17 protein-coding genes are annotated in these 20989 nt (G+C 48.9%); 6 read left to right on the forward strand and 11 right to left on the reverse strand.

What is annotated here, in order from left to right:
- Positions 1 to 43: 43 nt before the first annotated feature.
- From JOE45_RS10115 to JOE45_RS10130, 4 genes are all read right to left on the reverse strand, one after another.
- Positions 44 to 1339 (reverse strand): MFS transporter, encoded by a 1296-nt coding sequence (locus tag JOE45_RS10115; RefSeq protein ID WP_210020318.1) that lies wholly within the window; start codon positions 1337 to 1339, stop codon positions 44 to 46.
- Positions 1340 to 1653: 314 nt separating this feature from the next.
- A complete protein-coding gene (locus JOE45_RS10120) occupies positions 1654 to 2946 on the reverse strand; it encodes an ABC transporter substrate-binding protein (protein WP_210020317.1) in 1293 nt (430 codons plus the stop codon).
- Between the two features lie 147 nt (positions 2947 to 3093).
- Entirely contained in the window at positions 3094 to 3930 is an 837-nt protein-coding gene (locus tag JOE45_RS10125) for a carbohydrate ABC transporter permease (protein ID WP_210020316.1), read from the reverse strand.
- Complete coding sequence (locus tag JOE45_RS10130; RefSeq protein WP_210020315.1) at positions 3930 to 4814, reverse strand: carbohydrate ABC transporter permease; 885 nt, start codon at positions 4812 to 4814, stop codon at positions 3930 to 3932. Before JOE45_RS10130 ends, JOE45_RS10125 begins: the two co-directional genes overlap by 1 nt.
- A 185-nt stretch (positions 4815 to 4999) precedes the next feature.
- Here JOE45_RS10130 and JOE45_RS10135 point away from each other — a divergent pair, with 185 nt between their 5' ends.
- The 4 genes from JOE45_RS10135 to JOE45_RS10150 are packed head-to-tail and all read left to right on the forward strand — an operon-like array spanning position 5000 to position 9923.
- Positions 5000 to 6781, forward strand: a complete 1782-nt coding sequence (locus JOE45_RS10135; protein ID WP_210020314.1) for a cache domain-containing sensor histidine kinase — start codon at positions 5000 to 5002, stop codon at positions 6779 to 6781.
- 2 nt (positions 6782 to 6783) lie between these two features.
- On the forward strand, positions 6784 to 8403 hold the full coding sequence (locus tag JOE45_RS10140) for a response regulator (protein WP_210020313.1): 1620 nt from the start codon (positions 6784 to 6786) through the stop codon (positions 8401 to 8403).
- Entirely contained in the window at positions 8400 to 8831 is a 432-nt protein-coding gene (locus JOE45_RS10145) for a hypothetical protein (protein ID WP_210020312.1), read from the forward strand. Before JOE45_RS10140 ends, JOE45_RS10145 begins: the two co-directional genes overlap by 4 nt.
- A gap of 21 nt (positions 8832 to 8852) precedes the next feature.
- Positions 8853 to 9923, forward strand: coding sequence for a phosphodiester glycosidase family protein (locus tag JOE45_RS10150; RefSeq protein ID WP_210020311.1), 1071 nt, complete (start codon positions 8853 to 8855; stop codon positions 9921 to 9923).
- 2 nt (positions 9924 to 9925) lie between these two features.
- Here the strand turns inward: JOE45_RS10150 and JOE45_RS10155 are convergent, their stop codons facing one another.
- Together JOE45_RS10155 and JOE45_RS10160 are read right to left on the reverse strand one after the other, a co-directional pair.
- A complete protein-coding gene (locus tag JOE45_RS10155) occupies positions 9926 to 10687 on the reverse strand; it encodes a tyrosine-protein phosphatase (protein ID WP_210020310.1) in 762 nt (253 codons plus the stop codon).
- Positions 10688 to 11035: 348 nt separating this feature from the next.
- Complete coding sequence (locus tag JOE45_RS10160; protein ID WP_210020309.1) at positions 11036 to 11254, reverse strand: hypothetical protein; 219 nt, start codon at positions 11252 to 11254, stop codon at positions 11036 to 11038.
- Between the two features lie 232 nt (positions 11255 to 11486).
- On the opposite strand from JOE45_RS10160, the gene JOE45_RS10165 reads away from it, so the two are divergent.
- Positions 11487 to 13031 (forward strand): alpha/beta fold hydrolase, encoded by a 1545-nt coding sequence (locus JOE45_RS10165; RefSeq protein WP_210020308.1) that lies wholly within the window; start codon positions 11487 to 11489, stop codon positions 13029 to 13031.
- A gap of 26 nt (positions 13032 to 13057) precedes the next feature.
- Here the strand turns inward: JOE45_RS10165 and JOE45_RS10170 are convergent, their stop codons facing one another.
- The 3 genes from JOE45_RS10170 to trmL form a co-directional block, all read right to left on the reverse strand.
- Complete coding sequence (locus JOE45_RS10170) at positions 13058 to 13315, reverse strand: AbrB/MazE/SpoVT family DNA-binding domain-containing protein (RefSeq protein WP_210023338.1); 258 nt, start codon at positions 13313 to 13315, stop codon at positions 13058 to 13060.
- Between the two features lie 83 nt (positions 13316 to 13398).
- The gene (locus JOE45_RS10175; protein ID WP_210020307.1) at positions 13399 to 14274 is read right to left on the reverse strand and encodes an MTAP family purine nucleoside phosphorylase; all 876 of its coding nucleotides are present in this window, start codon (positions 14272 to 14274) and stop codon (positions 13399 to 13401) included.
- Between the two features lie 23 nt (positions 14275 to 14297).
- Positions 14298 to 14762: a tRNA (uridine(34)/cytosine(34)/5-carboxymethylaminomethyluridine(34)-2'-O)-methyltransferase TrmL gene (trmL, locus tag JOE45_RS10180; RefSeq protein WP_210020306.1), complete on the reverse strand. Its 465-nt coding sequence runs from the start codon at positions 14760 to 14762 to the stop codon at positions 14298 to 14300.
- A gap of 147 nt (positions 14763 to 14909) precedes the next feature.
- Here trmL and JOE45_RS10185 point away from each other — a divergent pair, with 147 nt between their 5' ends.
- Positions 14910 to 15626, forward strand: a complete 717-nt coding sequence (locus tag JOE45_RS10185) for a response regulator transcription factor (RefSeq protein ID WP_280873789.1) — start codon at positions 14910 to 14912, stop codon at positions 15624 to 15626.
- Positions 15627 to 15706: 80 nt separating this feature from the next.
- On the opposite strand, the gene JOE45_RS10190 is transcribed toward JOE45_RS10185, so the two are convergent.
- Both JOE45_RS10190 and JOE45_RS10195 read right to left on the reverse strand, forming a co-directional pair.
- Complete coding sequence (locus JOE45_RS10190) at positions 15707 to 19228, reverse strand: S-layer homology domain-containing protein (RefSeq protein ID WP_210020305.1); 3522 nt, start codon at positions 19226 to 19228, stop codon at positions 15707 to 15709.
- 63 nt (positions 19229 to 19291) lie between these two features.
- A complete protein-coding gene (locus tag JOE45_RS10195; protein ID WP_210020304.1) occupies positions 19292 to 20746 on the reverse strand; it encodes an S-layer homology domain-containing protein in 1455 nt (484 codons plus the stop codon).
- Positions 20747 to 20989: the final 243 nt, after the last annotated feature.

A 20989-nucleotide genomic window follows, 5' to 3' on the forward strand; every position in this document is an offset into this window, starting at 1 on the left:
ACGTATGAACTGTATCCTCTGAATAGAAAAAACGCTCCCTCTATCAAGTAGAGGAAGCGTTCACTCCAGTCCCTTGCGCCGTATCCGCTGCGGGCTTGGGCCTGCTCTCAAGAAGCCAGACCAGCACGATCTGAATCACAGAAGCTCCTGCCAGGACCCAAGGCAGCATGCCATTGCCCCCATAGCGGATCATAAGAATCAGAATCACGATCGAAATCACGCGCCCCCCGTTGAGGAACGTTTCCCTCAACACCACCGATTCCACACGCAGCTCCCCTTTCAAAGGAAGGTTCCCGATCAAACGAAAGTAGTAAGAAGTAACCGTATTGCTCTGCAGCGGCCCACAGACGGAATAGACCAACATGAAAGCGATGACAGTAACGAGCGTCATGTCCCATAAAATAAACATCGTTCCAAAGATAAAGCCGATGGTGGAGATCACGGCATAACGACGAGCCTTCTCATCACTGCCGTATCGCGAAATAAACATGCCCGTCAGGATGCTGAGGCTGGCGTACAGCACGCCCAAGTAACCGACCAAATCCTCGCGGCCGACGATTTGAAACAGCAGAATGTTAGGCAAAAAAAGCATCATGCCCTGAAGGAGTCCCAAAACAGTGAAGGCAAACAGCGCTTTCACCCAATCCCGGTGTCTTTGCATGAGCAATCCTGTAAATTTTAAATAATAGGCTTTATGGTGAGACTTATTCATCTTTATCCGCAAGCTGCCGAGTGTTGCGGCCAGAAACATAAAGCAGGCCACTCCAAAAACGATCGTATACCCCTGCAGCCCATCGTTCTGCCGAATGATGAAGCCTGCGAGCGCCGGTCCGATCAGCCCTCCCAGCATAAAGATGCTCATGTTAATCGCAAGAAAACGGATACGGTTCTGGTCCGTCGACACATCATACATCAGCGTCAAGTACCCGGCCCAGTAAAAGGAGCTGGCGATTCCGTTAAGCACGGCAAACAGTACATAGTATTCGACGAGACGCTCACCGGCAAACACGACGGCCAAATAAAAAACCGCAATCATCCCGATGCCTATCCGATACGTCACCATGCGGTCCTTGCGTTTAATGAGCCACCCCCCTAAAGCAAAAGCAACCGGAGCGATCGCATAGTTGACGGCATAGTATATGCCGTTAATAATCAAATCCTCGGTCAAGCGCCATAAATACAAGGTCAAAAAGACGCCTGACATCGACGCGCCGAATTGAAAGCAAAAATGGATGAACAAAGCCGTAACTGCATCTTTCGACATCCGTTTCTCAGGCGGAAGCAGCGCTTTCCTCGATTCCACCCAATCCTGAAACGCATCAACGACCCTTGAGCCCATCCTGAACCCTACCGCCTCTCCAGCTGATCAAGCTTACGAAGCCCGGCTCGCCTTTTCTGACACTCTGAGCAGCTTCACCGCGCCGTTATGCTCCATTTTCTACCATTGTATCAGCGGCAGGCCCAGCTTGTGAAACGGCATATGTTTCCTCTTTTGAGCATATGAAGGCAAAATAAGGCTTCCACCCATCATGGCGCCCGCTGTTCGCCGTTTGTCAGCTTGTTCCGGCACCGCGTGTTCATCCAGCCTTGTTTCTTTACGCCCCAAACAAAAAAGCCTGGCTCGTATGCTCACGGCCAGACTTTTTGACTATATTACTTCAAGCTGTCCCAAGTTTGTTGGAACTCGGTCAGCATTTGGTCTTTCGTCTTCTGCTTCGCAACATAAGCTTGCATTGTAGCTGCGAATTTCTTGCTGGACGCTTCGCCGCCAGGGAATTTAAACCAGTTCCAGCTGAGCGTTTTGTTCTCTTTGCTATATTTCATGATATCGGCCGCCAAAGGTCCGAGAATGCTCTCGTCGCCTTGAATATTCGTGAAGGCCGGAACGAACTTGAACTCTTCCACCATGTATTTCTTACCCATATCGGAAGTCACCAGCCAGTTCAGGAACTTCTTGGCTTCTTCTTTATTAGGAGAATTTTTGTTGATAACCCAGTTGTTTGGAACACCTACCGGCAGCTTGTCGTTTGCCGCCGCGTCTTCACTGATCGGCATAGGCAGGAAGCCGACCTTCAGGTTCGGGTTGGTTTGGGTCAACTGCAATTGGGTCCAGTTCCCTTGCTGCGTCATGGCCGCTTTGCCTGTCGCGAATTCGGTTACCTGCGTTTTGTAATCGGTTTGCAGCGGGTTTTTATTGCCGTATTGGAGCTGCAGATCAAACAGCTTCACCCAATTGTCGAACTGTGGGTTACCCGGAATTTTCGCTGTACCGTCGTTGAGGCCTTTAACGAAGGCGTTCACGTCAGGCTGATGCGCGAACGGCAGGTTCACGAAATGGTTGCCAAGCACCCACCATTCCCCATAGCCGTTCACAAATGGAGTAACGCCCTTGTCTTGAAGCTTTTTCGCCGCATCTTCTAATTGGGACAACGTCTTTGGAAGCTCTGTAATGCCCGCTTGAGCGAACAAGTCTTTGTTGTACAGGAAGCCGTAGCCTTCGAGGTTAAGCGGCTGTCCGTACAGCTTGCCGTCCTTCGTCATGGGCTCTTTGGCTACGGGCACCAAATCCTTCACCCATGGCTGGTCCGACAAGTCCTCCAAATGCTCGATCCACTTATCAAGGTCAGAGAACCCTCCATTGTTGAACAAATCAGGCTTATCGCCGGAGTTGAATTTGGCCATCAGCGCCGCGCCGTAATCCGCACCGCCGCCGACGGTATCGATTTGAATTTTTACCCCAGGATTCTGTTTTTCATATTCTGCAGCCAGTTTAGCGAGCGGCTCTGCGATTTCCACTTTAAATTGGAACATCTTCAGTGTTACGTCCTTGCCTGCCGCGGCACCGTCCGTTCCTGTGCTTGGCTCTTCTTGCTTCGCGCAGCCTACAGCGATCGACATCAGCATAACGGCCGCAAGGCTCATGCCTGTGAACTTTTTCAGTTTCATTGTGGGAACCTCCCTCTTTTTTACCTCTTTTTATCAACCTTACAAGTTTATTGTATAAAATGCTCCTGGGTTCGACCACCGAGAATATTGATCGAAAAGGTGGAACATTTTGAACAAACGCTTACATTACCAATCCTTCAGCCTTCATTAGCCTTTTACTGAACCGGCCGTAATCCCTTCGATGATGTATTTTTGCATCGACAGGAAGAAGAGAATGATCGGGATGACGCCCAGCACCAGAGCCGCCAAAGCAAGATCCCACTGTTTCGTATACTGCCCGAAGAACGCGAAGGTGGCTAGCGGAATCGTCCGCAGGTCAGGGCTGTTCAGCATCAGCAGCGGCAGCAGGAAGTCATTCCATATCCATAAGCTGTTTAATAGAACAACGGTTACGCTCATCGGCTTGAGCAGCGGAAAAATGATTCTCCAGAACACGCCGAAAGGGCTGCAGCCATCCACCGTAGCCGATTCCTCAATCTCCTTAGGAATCGATTTAATGAAGCCGTGATACAAGAATACATTCAACGAAACGCCGAAGCCGAAATAGCAAATAATGAGTCCTGTTCGGCTGTCCATCAAATTCAGCTCACTCGCTACCCTTACTAGCGGGATCATGATCGACTGGAACGGAATAACCATGGCGGCGACGAAAGCAAGAAACACTAAATTATTGAACTTGGACGGTCGGCGAACAAGCCGATAGGCCGCCATGGAGCTGATGACGACCAACCCCAAATTACTGAATACGGTGATCAATAGGGAGTTCATGAACACCTTAGGAAACTTCATAATCTCCCATACTTTTACATAATTATCGAAGTTAAGCGACTGGGGCAGATTAGCCGAGTTAATAAGTAAATCACTGAATGATTTCATGGAGTTCGCGATAACAAAGTAGAACGGCACCAGAAACAGCAGCCCCAACACAATTCCAAGAATTTCAAGCACTAATGTGCGCAAGTTGTAGCTTTTGGTCGATTGCATTACACCTCAACCTCCCTTTTCTTCGTAAGCGTCACTTGAACAAGCGTAATCAACGCCACAATGACGAAGAAAATAAAAGCTTTCGCCGTTCCGAGACCGTAACGGTTGTTGCGGAACGCTTCTTCGTAGATGTTAAGCGCAACGGATTGGGTAGAGTTGAACGGTCCGCCTTGCGTCAGGGAAACGTTCAGATCGTACATTTTGAATGCCCATGAAATGGTCAGGAACAAGCACACCGTCACAGCCGGCATAATCATAGGAAGCGTAATGTGACGCAGCGTTTGAAAGCGGTTAGCTCCATCGATATAAGCCGCTTCCGTCAGCTCCTTCGGTACATTCGAAAGACCTGCGATATAAATAACCATCAAATAGCCGGCCGTTTGCCATACGCTGACGATGATCAAACCCCAGAATGCGGTAGGAGCGTCACCGAGCCAAGGCAGCTGGAAGAAGGCGATATTCGTCAGCTCGCCGATCGTAGCGAAGCCTTTGACGAAAATAAACTGCCAAATAAAACCAAGCAGCAAGCCCCCGATAACGTTAGGCATGAAGAAAACCGTCCGAAGTACGTTTTTTGTCTTTAATGCCTGCGACAGCAGCAGAGCCAGCAAGAAACCGAGTACGTTGGCCAGAATGACGTTCGTTATCGTAAACCGGGTTGTAAACCAGAACGACCGATGAAAGTCTTTATCCGTAAGAATGATTTGCTTAAAGTTATCGAATCCGGCCCACTTCACGTTCGAGGTGACTCCGTTCCACTCCGTGAACGAGTAATAGATGCTCATGAGAAACGGAATCGTGATGATGATCGTGAAGAACAATAATGCCGGTCCGACAAACACGAGCTGTTGAAGCAGTTCAGCCGCGCGTTGGTTCTTTTTCATGGCTAACGCCCCCCTTTTTCCCGTACAGAAGTTTTTCTTAAAATTTGCACTTTTGCAATAAAGTATACTCTTAGTATAGAAGCTGCCGCTTGTGAACAACACGGATTCTGGTGATGTAACAGGTGGAATTTATTGACCTCACCTGTTACAATAAGGGCGCAAACACTTGAGGGAGGAGCCTCATCATGATTCGTAACAGCATCCGGAACAAGCTGATCGTCTTCCTGCTTGCCGCGACCATCATCCCGTTCTCCACCTCAATTGCGATGACTTACTTCATTACGAAGAACAATGTGATTAAAGAGACGATTCAGACCAATTCCAACTTGATATATCAGGGTAAGACGAATATTACGAATCACTTAAACGTCATCCAGCAAGCTTCTTTATCCATATATAATGATATTACTCTTTACAGTGCGGTGGAGAACGGTGCGGCCGACTATCTGGACCGGGGCGAAATCTTCCGCGGCATGCAGGGGATTGCCACATCGGTGAAGGAAATTCAGCAAACCTATTTATATTTGTCCAATTCCGATAAATCTTATCTGTTCTCTCAAGGAAATATCTTCCGTAATGAAGGTGCGGAGCCAAAATATGTGCCTGTTGTGGGCAAATCCGAAACCATTCTGGAGCCAACGCATCTGAGCCATACGTACAACTCTAGCGGGTTTAATCCCCTGCCCTCCGTTCCTGTGTTTACCCTGCATCGGTCCATCACGAGCGCCGTGACCATGCAGGAGTTCGGAACGCTGTCGATCGATGTGAATCTGAACGTCATCCGGTCGATATCCGAACAATTGTACGACCAGCGAACCGAGCAGCTTTTTGTTCTGGACTCGCGGGGTACGGTCATTTACGGCTCTGACCCCGACTTACTCGGCAAAACGCTTGAGGCCGGTTGGGTGAAGCATCTGCAGCAATTGGACAGAACCAGCGGAAGCTTCGAATGGAACAGCGATGAATTTCAAGGCATTCATATTTATGAACGAATGGATTCGCCCTATATGGAATGGACGCTTGTGAAACGGATTCCCAGCGAGCTGCTGAACAGCAATGCCAGACAGTTGACGGAAATCAATATGCTGATCTTGATCGGATTTATGGTTATCGTCATTTTTGCCACACTGGTGATTTCGTTCCGGTTTACTCTTCCTATCAAGCGGCTGATCGGAACGATCGGGAAAATTCAATCCGGCAACATGCAGGTCGATATTGACGTGAAAGGTAATGATGAGCTTGCTATCCTGGCCGGCCGCTTCCGCACAATGATGGAGAGAATCAATAATTTGATTATGCGGGAATATCAGCTCGAAATCGCCAACAAAACGAATCAGCTCAAGGCGCTGCAGGCGCAGATCAATCCGCACTTTCTGTATAATTCTCTGCAATCGATCGGTACGCTGGCTCTGCAGCATAATGCTCCTCAAGTGTATTCGCTGATCTCTTCACTGGCAAAGCTGATGCGTTACAGCATGAACAGCGATACGGTCGTCCCGTTCGCAAGCGAGCTCGCACATGTGAAGTCTTACTTGGAGCTGCAAATGCAGCGTTTTGAACAAAAGCTGGTTGTAAAGTACGATGTGGACGAAAGTATGATGCATATTCCAGTACCCAAAATGATTTTGCAGCCGCTTGTGGAGAATTACTTTAAGCACGGCTTCGACCAGAGATCTTCTTCAGAAACACTAACGATTGCCGCCAGCTTGCTCAAGGACGGACGCATGGAAATCGTGGTTCAGGATGAGGGGACGGGTATGTCGGAAGAGACGCTTCAGCGGCTGCGCCGCAAGCTCGAAGCCAGGCCGCAGCATTCACAGGGAGAAGAAAGCATTGGCCTGATCAATGTCATGTCCCGCCTGAAGCTGTATTACGAGGATAAAGCCGAAATGATCATTGATCATCATGAGCCTTCTGGGGTTACGGTAACCCTTCGCATACCGATGCAATTAAAGGAGGCCCTTTGATCATGAAAGCCATCATAGTTGATGATGAGAAGCACGTAAGGGATGCCATCAAGCTTCTCGTGCCTTGGAATGACTTTGGCATTACCACTGTGCTGGAGGCCCAGGACGGCGTGGAGGCCATGAAGCAAATTGAAGAGCACAAGCCCCATATTATTTTTACCGATATGATGATGCCGCTCAAGAGCGGCATGGAGCTGATGGAATGGCTTCAAACGGACTATCCCGCCGGAAAAACGATCGTGGTGAGCGGTCATGACGATTTTGAGCTGCTGAGGCACGTCATTAAATTCGGCGGTGTCGACTACATTCTGAAGCCGATTGACGCCGAGCAGCTTCATACCGCACTCGGTAAAGCCGTAACGCGCATCCGTGAAGAGGAAGCGGAGCGACACAAGCAAACGGAACGCAATATCGAACGGAATCAATTCAGGCCGGTGTACTGGGAGAAGCACTTGTCAGGTCTCATTACAGAGCCTTCGGGGTACGAGAGTCTGGGAGATGCCTTAACAGAAGAGTTTGGACTCAGCCGGGACGTTCGTGAATGCAGAATAGCCATTTTAAGCGTAGATACCATCAGCGCCGCGCTGAAGAATAAATTTGACAAGCATACGGATTTGCTTTTTTTCTCTATCACGAACATCGGTAATGAAATTCTTACCGAAGGCGCTCAGCGCCAAGGAGTAGTTTACCGGTACTGGAACAGCGACAATGAGGTTTTGGTCTTGTTTTACGACGGATTGGACACCGCAGAGCAGCTGCTTGCCCGTTTCCAGCAGGGTATCGAGTCCGTTCTGCGAAGCACGCTCGATATGGGTGTTAGCTTGCGTCAGCCATTCCCCGGGGGGTTGTCCGTGGCTTACCAGCAAGCGCGGCAAGCGCTGCGAAGCCGTAACCTGCTTTCAAGGATCAAAGCCGTATACACCTTTGATCCGAATCCACAAGCTTCAGCAAAGCTGCTCTCCTTTACGGATTACTCCGAAGCCGTGAAGCTTGCCGTACAAAGCGGCAGCGAACAGCAGATCCGTAAAGCCGTCATGGAGTGGACTTCCGCCGTCCGCGGCCTGGCTTCGATTAACATGGAGCAGCTTGAGCAGTGGTGGCACGAATACAATGCCTTCCGAAACCGATTGTTAGCCGAGCTATTCGGGGAGGGCCCTCCTTCCTTCGGACAAAATGAGGGCTCAGCGTTCCATCTCCCGCTTAACGAACAGGGGATCTTCTCGATCGATTTATGGGAGCAGCAGCTGGTCCGCAGCTTGACCGAGCTGTCCCGGCTCCTGCTTACCCGGCAGCAGCAGGACAGCAATGTCATCTTTGAGATTGCCAAGTATATACAGCATCACTATCACGAAGATATCTCGCTTCAGGAGATCGCCAACCATTTTTACTTGAGCCGAGAATATATTTCCCGCAAGTTCAAGCAGGAATTCCGGGTGAATATTTCTGATTATATTAGCGGCATTCGCATCGACAAAGCGAAGCTGCTGTTGTTAAACCCCCACCTTCGCATAGCTCAGGTATCCGCGATGGTCGGGTACGATGACGAGAAATATTTTAGCAAAGTGTTCAAGAAAGCGGTGGGCGTGTCTCCGAACGAATACAGGAAGGTGAAACAGCCATGAATACACCAATAGAACCTACAGCGCATCAAACCGCCCAGCGTCCCGGAAGAGCAAATCAAACGAAGAAAAAAGTCTATATCCTGCTGTTTCTGGCATGGGCGACTCTGGTAGGGGCGGGCGCTTGGGGCGCCAAAGTCTATACCGATCATCTAAAAATGCAAATGACAGCAGAGATTGCCAAGCAAACCAGCGAGCAGCTCGCCGTCATTCAAAGCCAATATCAGCAGGAAATCGCCGGATTGAAGGAAAGCATGACCACAGATATGGCCAAGCTCCAGACCAAAATCGATTCTGTAAACGAGCTGCTCGCGTTTACCAAAGACAGCGCAAGCAGCCGAACCGATAATAGCAATCAGCTTTACACGCAACTATCCGAAGTAAGGCAGAAGCTCGATGACTTGAAGAAGCAGCTCGATGCTCTGCAGTAGTAAGGAAGGTGATTCGACATCATGAATAAGCAAATTAATCAAATGCTGCTGCTCGTTTGCGCCCCTTTTGTAGGAATCGTCATTTTCCTCATGACCGCGCCAATCTCGGTTGTGCTTCCGAAGCAAGAAAGCATCCCCGCCACCGACTGGAATATGCAGGACAGCCTACAGACGATGGTAAGCCAATTAGACCAGGTTAAAGCGGATGCCGCCCTTACCCGGACGACCATTGAGAAGCACTACGAGTTCTATTCCAAGAGCGCGGCCGAAGCGGCCAGCATGACCCAGACGGCAGTGCTCGCTGCCGAGCGTCCCTCCGTGATCTTCGATGCGCGGATCGGACTCAAGCTGGGAGGGCAAGCGATTCGTTCCACTTCAACCGGCAATGTGGACTTGAAGCTGTATACCTTTAATGAACCCAACTATAAAGTCTATGCGCTTAAAGTGAAGTTGAAATCGGATAAAGCGATGCACATGGTGCTGGGACAGGATAAGGTGGGCGGGAGCGAAACGACGCTTGAAGCCGCACGCCGCTATGGAGCCGCGGCCGGCATTAATGCGGGCGGGTTTGCCGATGACCATCGCAGCGGCAGACGGTATCCGCTCAGCACGACCATGTACAACGGCAAATATGTGTACGGATTTGAACCGACCTTCGAGGACTTGGCATTCATAGGGATTAACAAGGATCGCAAGCTGATTGGGGGGAAATTCTCGAGACAATCGGATTTGGACAAGCTGAATCCGACTTTCGGGGCAACCTTTGTTCCTATCCTGCTTCAAAATGGAACTAAACAGCCGATTCCACAGCAGTGGCTCACTTCCCCGGCTCGCGCGCCGCGAACCATCGTCGGCAATTTCAAGAACGATCAATTGCTGTTCCTGGTTACCGACGGTTACAACGAGAGTGGAAATTCGGGGGCTACGCTCCCCGAACTGCAGGACAAGCTGCTATCACTTGGAGTGAAAGACGCCTACAATCTGGACGGCGGCGGTTCCTCCAGCCTGATTTATGAAGGCCAGGTCATCAACCGGCCTTCGGACAATGGACAGCTCCGGCGCTTGCCCACGCACTTTTTATTTTTTAAATAGCGTCACCATATTTTCCACCACTTCTTGCTAAGCAATACAGGACTTAACGTTCGAATCTCTAATTGGTTTATTAATCGTTCCGAATTGTCTTTGAGCTCCGCCATCACGGTATCGTTCACTTGAGAAGAGATAACAGAATAGGCTTTGCTCAGTCCGAAGGGTCTGCCGTCTACATTATGCGCATCGGATGAAATCAAATGAACCATTCCCTGCCTGCACCATTCCAGGCTTAGCTTTTGAAGCTTACGCCCGAATAATCCATCCACGGAATGCGAGGTCAGCTGCGTCAAGGCTCCCCGATCCAATAACCGCATCAGAATGGACGGAGATGCTGCCAACTCCGCGTTTCGTTCCGGATGGGCGATAATAGGGGTAATCCCCAGCACTCTCAATTCATGAATCATCTCCTCCGTGTAGGAGGGGATACGGCTTGACGGCAGCTCTAACAAAAGATAATTCGACTCGGATAGAAGGATTGTGTTTCCTTGTTCAAGATCTTCTAATAAACCTTGATGAATCCGAACCTCTTGCCCCGGGAGCACCTTCAAAGAAATCCGGTTCTGCTTGAGCATCATATTAAAGGCATGAACACGGTTCTTAATCTCATTGCCGGGATTAATAAATCTTCCATTGGCATGGTGCGGGGTCGCTATGATTACGCTAATTCCTTCTTCCACAGCGGCGTGCGCCATGAGGATGGCTTCTTGTTCATCTTTCGCGCCGTCGTCGATTCCGGGCAGAATATGCGTATGCATCTCGATCATGATCTCAGCTTCCTTTTTATACAGGAAATATGTTCACACATTTATAAGTTTTCTTTTCTTGTACCGTTGGGTATAATATGCAATGGGAGGTGCATTATCATGTCAGCCACGTTCTGGATTATGAATCTTATCTTCTTGATGTTCATCACCGCGATACTTACGGCATCCTATAATGATGATAAAACAAAGGGACTATGATCATTAAAAAGTAGTATCGGCCTGTAATCAGACGGGTTGATACTACTTTTTTATATCTTTCGCATAGGCAATAGCCCTCTATCATTTGACTTATGATACGTATTGTATCATAATATTACATAGATGACTAACCCAAAGATAGCCGTCACCCTACAAATGCTCCATATCTCCCGGTTTGTGAACGTTCCCAAGCTTCGACACTTTATTCAACGAAAATACATGTATGGGATTTGAATGGTCCCTAGCCAACCCGTCCTGTGTCACTTGATCTGTCAGTTTGAATTTCACTTTGCTAATCCCCATTTGATCTAATATTTTGGCAACATCCATGTTGATGATTTCTTTCGATTCCGACACGATGTTCAACACTCCGTTTCTTCCTTGTATTTCGTAGCCTAACCTATCTCCTCCGACGAGTCGCAAATCAGTTATTCCTTCTTCTGCTTATATTACTAGACCGGGCGTTACAAAATGGTTACAAATCTCTGCTTATTCACTGTACATTTGTTCAATTCTTTCCTTTTTTCTTAAAAGTTTACTATAATCTATACAGTCCTAGTTCTTAAAGACTAATTCTTAGAATTACGGAGGACTTCATTTCATGAGCTATATACAAACTGGCGAAGTTCAAACTCATTATGAATATTACGAATCAGCAGGGATATCTGCAAAAACCATTGTATTTATTCATGGGATCGGCCTTAATAGTACCTATTTTTACAATCTTATCCCGTTTCTAAGGCAAAATTTCTCCGTGCTGCTTTATGATTTGAGAGGTCATGGAGAAAGTGAAAATAGCAGCGGATCTGATACTTTAGAACTACTTTGTGATGATTTATTTATTTTGGTTCACACGTTAGGTCTTGAGGATATGGTGATCGTCGGTCATTCTTTCGGTGCAAACATCGCTGTTCATTTTGCCCATATGCATGAAAGGCTTGTCGATTGTCTGGTATTGATTTCACCTCAGATATTTTTGCCGCTGCCTTCATTAATCAATGAAAAAGAGTTACGGGAAGAAATGGCCAAAGAACAAACATTGGAGATGCTGGGACAATTCATGATCCAGCGGTTAACCGTGAAACATAATGAAGAGCATATTTCGAAGCGGATCATTCAATCGTATGCACGACTCCCTGTTGCTATGTATTTAAATCATTCGGACATCGCTCTTCAGTTCAAGATTGAAAAATTGCGACAGAATTATAAGCCGACTTTAGTCTTATCAGGCGAATTAGACCCGCTGTTTCCGCCTGCTTTCACAAGTTTTTATAATGCTTTTATCCCTAATTCTACGTTCTTAATCGTACCGGACTCATCGAATATGATTTTTGTGGATCAGCCGGTATACACCGGAGAGTGGATCAGCCAATTTATTCTAAAGCCAAAGAACGTCAATAGCGATATGCGTTTGTTTACTAAAGCACTCCTGGAGCAGCTTATCATTGAGGGGTATAATCAACTCTTCGGTAAGAATAAAATAACCATCCAGTGCATAGGCGGATTCGAAATCAGAATGAACGGTCGGACGATTCGAGAAGGATGGAACACACGTTATGCCAAAAATTTATTAATTTACTTGGCATTTCACAAAACCGCAACAAGAGAAGAGCTATGCGATGCGCTTTTCCCGGATATGGATGCAAAAAAAGCGCTTAGCAACCTCAGGGTTTATTTAAATCATTTCGCGAAATTATTGGAACCGCTGCCTGATGAACCGCCCTGCTTAACGATTGATAGAGATTCGGTGTTCTTCAATTACGCGGTCGGATGCGATTTGGAGGATGTTTTGGAAGAAATGAAACGGGGTCTGGAAGAGAAGGATCCCTTACAGAAGTACGCCATCTGCAAGCTGCTGCTTCAGCGTGCAGCCCATCATATCCTGCCGGGCTGCTTCGATACCTTCTCTCTTTCTTTAAGGGAAAAATTCGTGCAGGGTTGGGAACATTTGGCCTTATGGGCAGCAGATTATTGCTGCGGCATGGGATATTATGAGGAGGCCGTTCAGTTTATAACCAGCTGCTTGCACTATTATCCGAATGATGAAGGATTAATTGAACGAATGGTCACGATTCAGATATTAACAAATAACAAAAAAGAACTGCGTAAATGGACACGAAAGAAAAAGAGCATCACGCCCCCGTGATTTCCCACGGAAGAGATGCTCTTTTTCTATTCTTCATTTTGCTTCAATAATTGCATTTCACCCAAACACTCGGCACATACATGCCTCTCTCTAAAGTCATTCACCTGTTCCATGGATCCGCAAAAAACACATCGCGGACGGAATCTCTCCAATATAATATGATCTCCGCTAACCAAGATCTCTACAGGATCTCCCTCATTCATTTGGTACCGCTTGCGCAACGATTTTGGCAGCACGATTCTACCCAACTGATCAACTTTTCTAACAACGCCTGCCGGCTTCATCATCAACTCACCTCACTTCTAGACAAACTTCCCGTAATATTTATATAGTTCGACAAATATGTGTAAATCCCTTCCGACCTCCGTCAGTTCATGGGATTGATTTCCTTAAGGAGCGTGGCTTTACGAAGCTCGCGGCAGTTACATTTGGATTGCTCCGTACTCACCTGCGCCAATGCATCCAGTAGAATGTGGCCGATCCGATGGGATTCCCCGTAGAAAATATTGGACAAATCCTTGTGCTCCCAATCCTTAATAATCCCTTCCGCATAATTCACGACCATGTATATCCCCGCATAACAGGCACCGATTTCTCGTGCGAGATACACCTCCGGGCAAATACTCTGTCCTACGATATCCCCATGCCAGTTCCGGAACATCTGAACCTCGGCCGGGCTCTCAAAGTGGCGTCCGTCCGTATTCACATAGATACCCCGGTCAAACACATGACGAGGACGTTCCTCATCGAACGTCTCCTTTACTTTATCCCTTGCAGATTGAGTTAAAGCCTTCGCCTGAGTCGGACAGATCGATTCGCGCATCACCAGCAGGTAGGGTCCTCCGAGACCTACATCCTTCCGCATGGAATTATCGATGTAATCGTTCGGTATGACCAAATCACGCAGTTCTAGAAGGTGGTTGATGCTTCCTACCCCGCCTTCGGCGAATATTTTCTTCACTCCGGCCTGCTGAAATACCCAAAATACCTGTTGAGATGCCACGCCGCGCGCCACCACATTCGGCCGCCATCCGTGCATGCGCACATTCAAGACGGTTTTGTCGCCCTGTCGGAACAGCTTGAATTCAGGACTCTCGCCGTAAGGCGTTTCGAATACCAAACCCGTTTCGATCATTTCGATATCCGGCCGGTTCAAATCCTCAGGAAATTGTATGGAAAACATGCTGGATCCCCCAATAATGGCGAAATCCGCTTGCGGTACGTTTTTTTTGACATGATTCATGATAGTACCCTCCTTCATCGCGTTCATTTCAAGCCTTGAAATCCGGTTTGCCGAAGTCCTTCATACAAAATGATAGCAGCGGCATTGGATAAGTTAAGCGAACGAACCGCTTCCGTCATCGGCATCCGCATCAGCGTATCCGGGTGCTCTGCCAGGATTTCCGGAGACAAGCCTTTCGTTTCCTTACCGAATACCAAAAAATCTCCATCCTGGAATGAAATATCCGTATATAGCTTCTCCGCTTTTGTCGTGGCCATGAAAAAGCGGGACCCTCGATATTTATCCTTCACTTCTTGAAACGAATCATGATACTCAATGTTCACTGCGTGCCAGTAATCGAGCCCAGCCCGTTTTAACGTTTTGTCATCCGTATTGAAGCCTAGCGGCCTAACCAGATGCAGCCAGGTTCCCGTTGCAGCGCAAGTTCTGGATATATTGCCGGTGTTTGCCGGAATTTCTGGTTCGACCAACACGATATGAAATGCCATTCTTTGTCTACCCCTCTTTCATCGTCAACCATTATACTACAAAATTGTTGTTAATTTTAACATTTATTTTACACTTTCTTAATCTGAGGATGATCTTGCACTGAGATAATACAATTATCAAGCGTAAAACAAAAAGGAGAATCTCGAATGTTGAAGAAAAAAATTCTTGTCGTTGACGACGAACCTTCGATTTCGATGCTCATTGAATTTAACTTAAAGCTCGTAGGCTATGATGTTCATTGCGTCTATGACGGCGAATCCGTACTCAGCGTGATTAGAGATTATCGTCCTGACCTGATTGTACTTGATCTGATGCTTCCCAAGATGGACGGCATCCAAGTCTGCCGCCAGCTGCGCAGCCAAAATAACCTGGTTCCCATAATTATGCTAACCGCCATGCATGATCTTACTGACAAAATTGCCGGACTGGACAATGGTGCGGATGATTACATGACGAAGCCCTTCAGTCCACAGGAGCTGATCTCACGAATCCAGGCCATCTTACGCCGCGCTCAATTGCTTCCATCTGTCGAAGAAGATACACCGGTCACCATTGGAGAAATCGAAATCGTGCCGGAGCAGCGCGAAGTCAAAGTAAGAGATGAAGCCATTGAGCTCACGCCCAAGGAATTCGACCTGCTCCTCTTCCTGTGCAAGCACCGCGGCAAAGTACTCAGCCGGCAGCAGCTGCTTCATGGCGTCTGGGACTATCATTTCCTGGGAGATACCCGCATCGTCGATGTTCACATCAGCCATCTGCGCGACAAAATCGAACATCAGGCGCGCTGCCCCGAATATATTGTAACCATTCGCAACGTCGGATACAAATTGATAGAACCTACCGCTAAAGAATCTTTGGCGTAAATACGATAAGAGCACCGGCCATGGAGGTCGGTGCTCTTATCTTATGCATGCAAGCCTTGCAGCAGGCTGAGCAGGTCAGTTTACTCTACTATAATCGTGATTGTGACCGGGTTGGATGTTCCGTTACCGGATATTGTCCCGGTAAAGGTCAAACTTCCTGTCCCGACCATACCTCTCAATTTGCCGACAGAGACTCCGTCTCCTTGACGGTCTACGGCACTCCCGAGGAAGCTGCTGACCGTCATATCGGCTGTCCCGTTAGTGAACTGAACCGTTTTGCGAATGCCGAATTCCTCGCCCGTTAACTCGACGGCATCTTCAGAAGCGTGAATCATTAAATTTGTGAACATCGCCGAATCAGCCAAAGTTCCACCTAATCTGATGGTAAAGGAATTATGGGCGGAGCTGTCGGCCGGAATGGCCGGAATCATCAGGCTGTCAATAGTGGCCAGCGCGCCGAATACTACAGGCCCGATATTCTCCTTGATAATCGTCAAGGTAACGGCCGTAGGATTGCCGCTATGGTCGGTTAATGTGCCGGACACGGTAATGCTGCCACCCTGCTGTGCAAGCAGCTCTCTTAGCTTGCCGACAGATACGCCGTCTCCTTGAGGATCCAATGCGATTCCGAGCAATTGGCTGACCTGCGCGTGAGCTTCTCCGTTAACAAAGCCGATCGTTCGGGTTATCCCGGCTTCAGCAATCGTTAGCTGCTTGGCATCGTTAGATGCTTCAACCTGCAAGACCGTGAACATATCGGTATTGTTCAAGGATTTGCTTAATGTAAAGGTTATGGTATTCCCGTTAGAAATGACTGCAGGATGGATGCTGCCATTGATGATGGCTTCCGCCGACGACACCGTAGGAGGAGTGGTATCCGTCTCCCGGGTGATCGTGAATGTGACGTTGGATGGATTGCCGATATGATCGGTTAATGTGCCGGATAGGGTAATGCTGCCCCCTCGAGCTGCAAGCTCCTCTCTTAGCTTGCCGACGGATACGCCGTCTCCTTGAGGATCCAATGTTAGTCCCAGCAATTCGCTCACCAACGCGTGTGCAGTGCCGTTCGTAAATTGAATCGTTCTGGTTATTCCAAGCTCGCTAACCGTTAATTGATCCGCATCCGCCGAAGCATGGATTGTAAATCCGGTGACCATTGCCGTATTCTGCAAAGAAGCGGATAAGGTGAAGGTCATTGCATTATTGGAGCCGATCACTGCCTCCGCCGGTATACCTGCAATTGTCGCGGATGCCGAAGTGATTGCCGGCGGCATCGTATCTTGAAGTTTAGTCTCAGCCGCTGTCAATACACTCAGGTTCGTAATATCCGCAGCAGTCGCGCCTTTTGCTATCGCTTCTTCTACCTTGGCCCGAGCAGCCAGAACGGCCGGTTTATCGCCCAATTTAACGGTTGGAGGCAGCGCCGCAATCGCAGCGACCGCCCCCTGAATCGCTTCACTCTTAATCTCTTCCAGCTTATTTTTTGCGTTATTCAGTTTGCTCAATTCACCATCGGTGAAAGTGGCTCCTAGCAGTTTGGCACCGTTCACTTTTCTTCCGGCGGCTTCCACTGCCTCTCTGTCATGATGAGTAATCACGGCAGGCAAAGCGTTGATAGCACGGAGCGCTGCCTGCTTAGAGCTATCCCTTACTTGATTAACGGTACTACCCGTCAATTCAATGGTGACGGTGGCAGTGGTTTCTACCGTTGTAATGCTCCCGTTCGCAACGATTGTCATATTGGTAACGGTTTGGGCTATGACTACGGTAGAAACCGTCGTGTTTTGGCCTACAGTTAGTGTGGAGCCTGTTGCTGCAACGTTTACGGTCGTTGTCGTAAAAGAGCCCGACAGGCTGACAGCTACGGCCGATGTGATCCCAACCTGATTTACCGTTCCGTTAGAGCTAATCGTTGCTGCAGCCGTTACCTGAACCTGCGACACCGTTGTATTTTGACCTACGTTTAATGTCGATCCCGATGCTGCCACGCTTACCGTCGTCGTCGTAAACGAGCCTGACAAATTGACCGTACTATTGGATGCAGCCGCGGTTACAGCCAATTGAGTCACTGTTCCGCTGGATTCAACGGAGACGCTTGTCGCCACGTTCACTTGGGCAACGGTCGCATTGGGTGCAACCACCAAGGTAGAGCTCACAGCCGTGACCGTCACGGTTCCGCTTATCGTCCCCCGAAGCTCCACATCCCTATTGGCGGCAGCTCCAACGACATCGATATTCCCGAATGAGCCTGCTTGCGACTCCAAAATCGCCTGGGACGATACCTCGGTTCGAGTGATCACGGTGGTAGCCGATGTGACCACTCTGACCTGATTATTTTGATTGCTTGTATTGATGAACAAATTGGTTATCGTAACATTCGCCGAAAATACAATCGAGTTCTCGGCCCCGGACAGCACCTCGACATTGTCCGCTTGGATATTGCGAAGCTCCAGCTCCCCGGCAGAACCCGGGTCAATGACCAACGTACCCTGAATGACAGCAAGCCCCTGCTCCGGTCCAAATACCGTGACGCCAGAGCAAACCTTGATGCGGCCCGTATGCGTACCGGCCTCTATAGAGCACATCTCCCGGGTATCGCCGACAACCGGGCCGCCCCCGCCGCCTCCACCGCCGCCTCCACTAAACAAGCCGCCGCCTTTACTCAATTCTGCTATTTTTTTCTCGGCATTCGCGAGCTTGGAGAGATTCGAAAAATCCTTATCCGCCGCCCCTAATTTCCGCGCGTCCTCCACCTTGGACCTTGCCGCTTCCACGGCCGCTTTATCACTTAGCTTCAATGAATTGAGGGCAGGAAGCGCTTCGATGGCCTCATTGGCGGCTTGGATAGCCGCATCCAGTAATTGTCCCTGTGTGGAAGTAAGCTGATTCGCTTTGTTACTGTACACCGTTTGATTAAATTTAAATTCATAGGCCAACCGGGCCAGAGCCTGCCTGTCGGCAGCACCCTGCGGGCTAAACCGCAGCGTTCCGTCCCCATTGTCGATCCCCTGAAGGAACCCGATTTTGAATGCCAGTGAAACATGAGCCTTCGCCCAATCGGAGATTTGCCCGAAATCGGATAAAGCAGCATCCGGGGTCAGCTTCAATGCCAGTTCTTCCAGCTTCATCGCTCGGACAAAAAATACAGCTAACTGCTCTCTCGTCACGGGACTGTCCGGAGAGAAAGTGGTTGGTGACGTGCCGTCCGTAATGCCTGTTTGTAACAGCGCTCCGACATATCCTTCAAACCAGGAATGGGCGGGTACATCAGTGAACGGACTGGCTGCAGCCGCGTCTTCTTCCAGCCCTAAGGCAAGGACCAAAACCTTGGCAAGCTGCGCACGAGTCATCGCCTCGCGGGGTTGGAAGGTTCCGTCTTCGTAACCCCCCAGGATTCCCGCGTTAACTAAAGCTTCAATTTCCTCCACAGCATAAGAATCGGCTATATCCTTGAATGGAGGCGGAGTACTGGCAGCAGCTCCCGCATTCGAACCGGGATTGACAGGCTCCGCAGCATTTGCCGTTCCTGCACTGAATAATGAAAATAACATCGAAACCATTAAAAGTATGGTTACATAATAACGCACAGTTCTAGTATGCATCGAATACAAGCACCATTCCTCCACTCTCTTCTTGAAATTTCACGCCTGTTTACAATTGAATCATTACGGATTTAAAACGAGCCTAGCTTGTGTCGTCTCTCCGGATTGAAGAGTGATCGTAGCCTGAATACTCATCGTCCCTCCCTCCGCGAATGATCTTAGTGTGCGGATCATAACGCCGTCACCCTGTGCATCCAATCCTCCCAGAAGGTCGCTAACCGACATATGAGCTGTACCATGATTGAAGACAACACTCTTCGTCATCCCCATCGCAGTAACGAAGATGGTTTGAACCTCAGGGGAGGCCTGAATGTTAAAGCCGGTTAATCGAAGCGTGTCATCCATTGCACCCGGTATCGTAAATGAAATAACATGGTCTTCCCCCACCTCGGCGGCAATACTCTGTCCGCCAATCATCGCGGATGCGGATTGAATCCACGGTCCGGATTCGGGTGTAGGTGATGGCACAGCTTCCAGCTCGGAGATTTTGTTCTCCGCAGCGATCAAAAGGTTCAGGTTGGTGATATCCGAATCGGCTGCGCCTTTGGCTTTTGCCGCATCTACCTTGCCCCGCGCCTCTGTTACCGCCTGCTTATGCTGCAGAGTTAATTGGTCCGCGGAAGGCAACGACTGAATAGCATCGATCGCCGCTTGAAACTCTTGGGTCGGCCGCGCTTCGGTTACGGGTGCCGGAGCTCCGCCACCTCCACCTCCACCTCCACCTCCCCCTGCACCCGGCGATGGCTGAGGTCCTCCCGCATCAGGTGTCTGATTCTTTTCCGGCACGGATGGTTCAGCTCCTGGAGCCTGCCCCGGTTCGGCAGTACCGGCATGCTCATTCACAATTCGGTTTGCTGCCTCTCTATATTGATCTCGATTGAAATTGAATTGATAGGCCAGACTGGCCAGCGCTTGTCTTTGAGCGCTTTCCCCAGGTGCAAAGCTCAACGTCCCGTCTACATTAGCGATGCCCTGGATAAAGCCCATTTGATAGGCTAGAGCTACATAAGGTCTCGCCCAAACGGACACCTGCTCACCATCCGTAAAGGGGATTTCCAGCGCGGCCTTGACGGCCTGCTCTTCCAATCCATACGCACGTATGAAAAAAACGGCCAATTGCTCTCTTGTCACCGTATCATTCGGAGAGAAGGTGGACGATGAAGTCCCTGCGGTAATCCCCGACTTTACCAATGCCCCAACGCAGCCTCTATACCATGCATCCTCCGGCACATCTTCAAATGCCGCAGCCGCCTCCGGCTCCTCGGCAATTTGTAATGAAAGAACCAGGATTTTGGCAAGATCCGCGCGGGTTATGGCTTGGGCAGGCCGGAAGGTTCCATCTTCATAACCGCTGATGATCCCCGCTTCTACCAGCTGAATGATTTCCGTTTGGGCATAGGAATCATTCAAATCACTTAATGTTACCTTTGCGCTTGCTTCGTTAGCTGTTACCATACCTAATAGAGCAGACATCATCACGACACGCTTCCACAACCGTTTTCCATTCCCCAACATCATGTTCTCCTCCGTATGCGGCTCATCTATACGATACAGAGTGTATCACAAAACCTGCAGTTTTTCCATCTTTTATTGCGAATTTCAAGAAATATTTACAGATATTAAGGACCATGTCCCTGCAAACGTGATTGTTCCATTATATCCACACGTATCTCGGACGATTATTGACACAGTACGTATCATACAGATGATAAAAAAAGATGCCGGAAAACCTATTCTCCGGCATCTTTGGGTGATTTTGTT

This window comes from Paenibacillus sp. PvR098, from assembly GCF_017833255.1.
Lineage (GTDB): Bacteria > Bacillota > Bacilli > Paenibacillales > NBRC-103111 > Paenibacillus_G.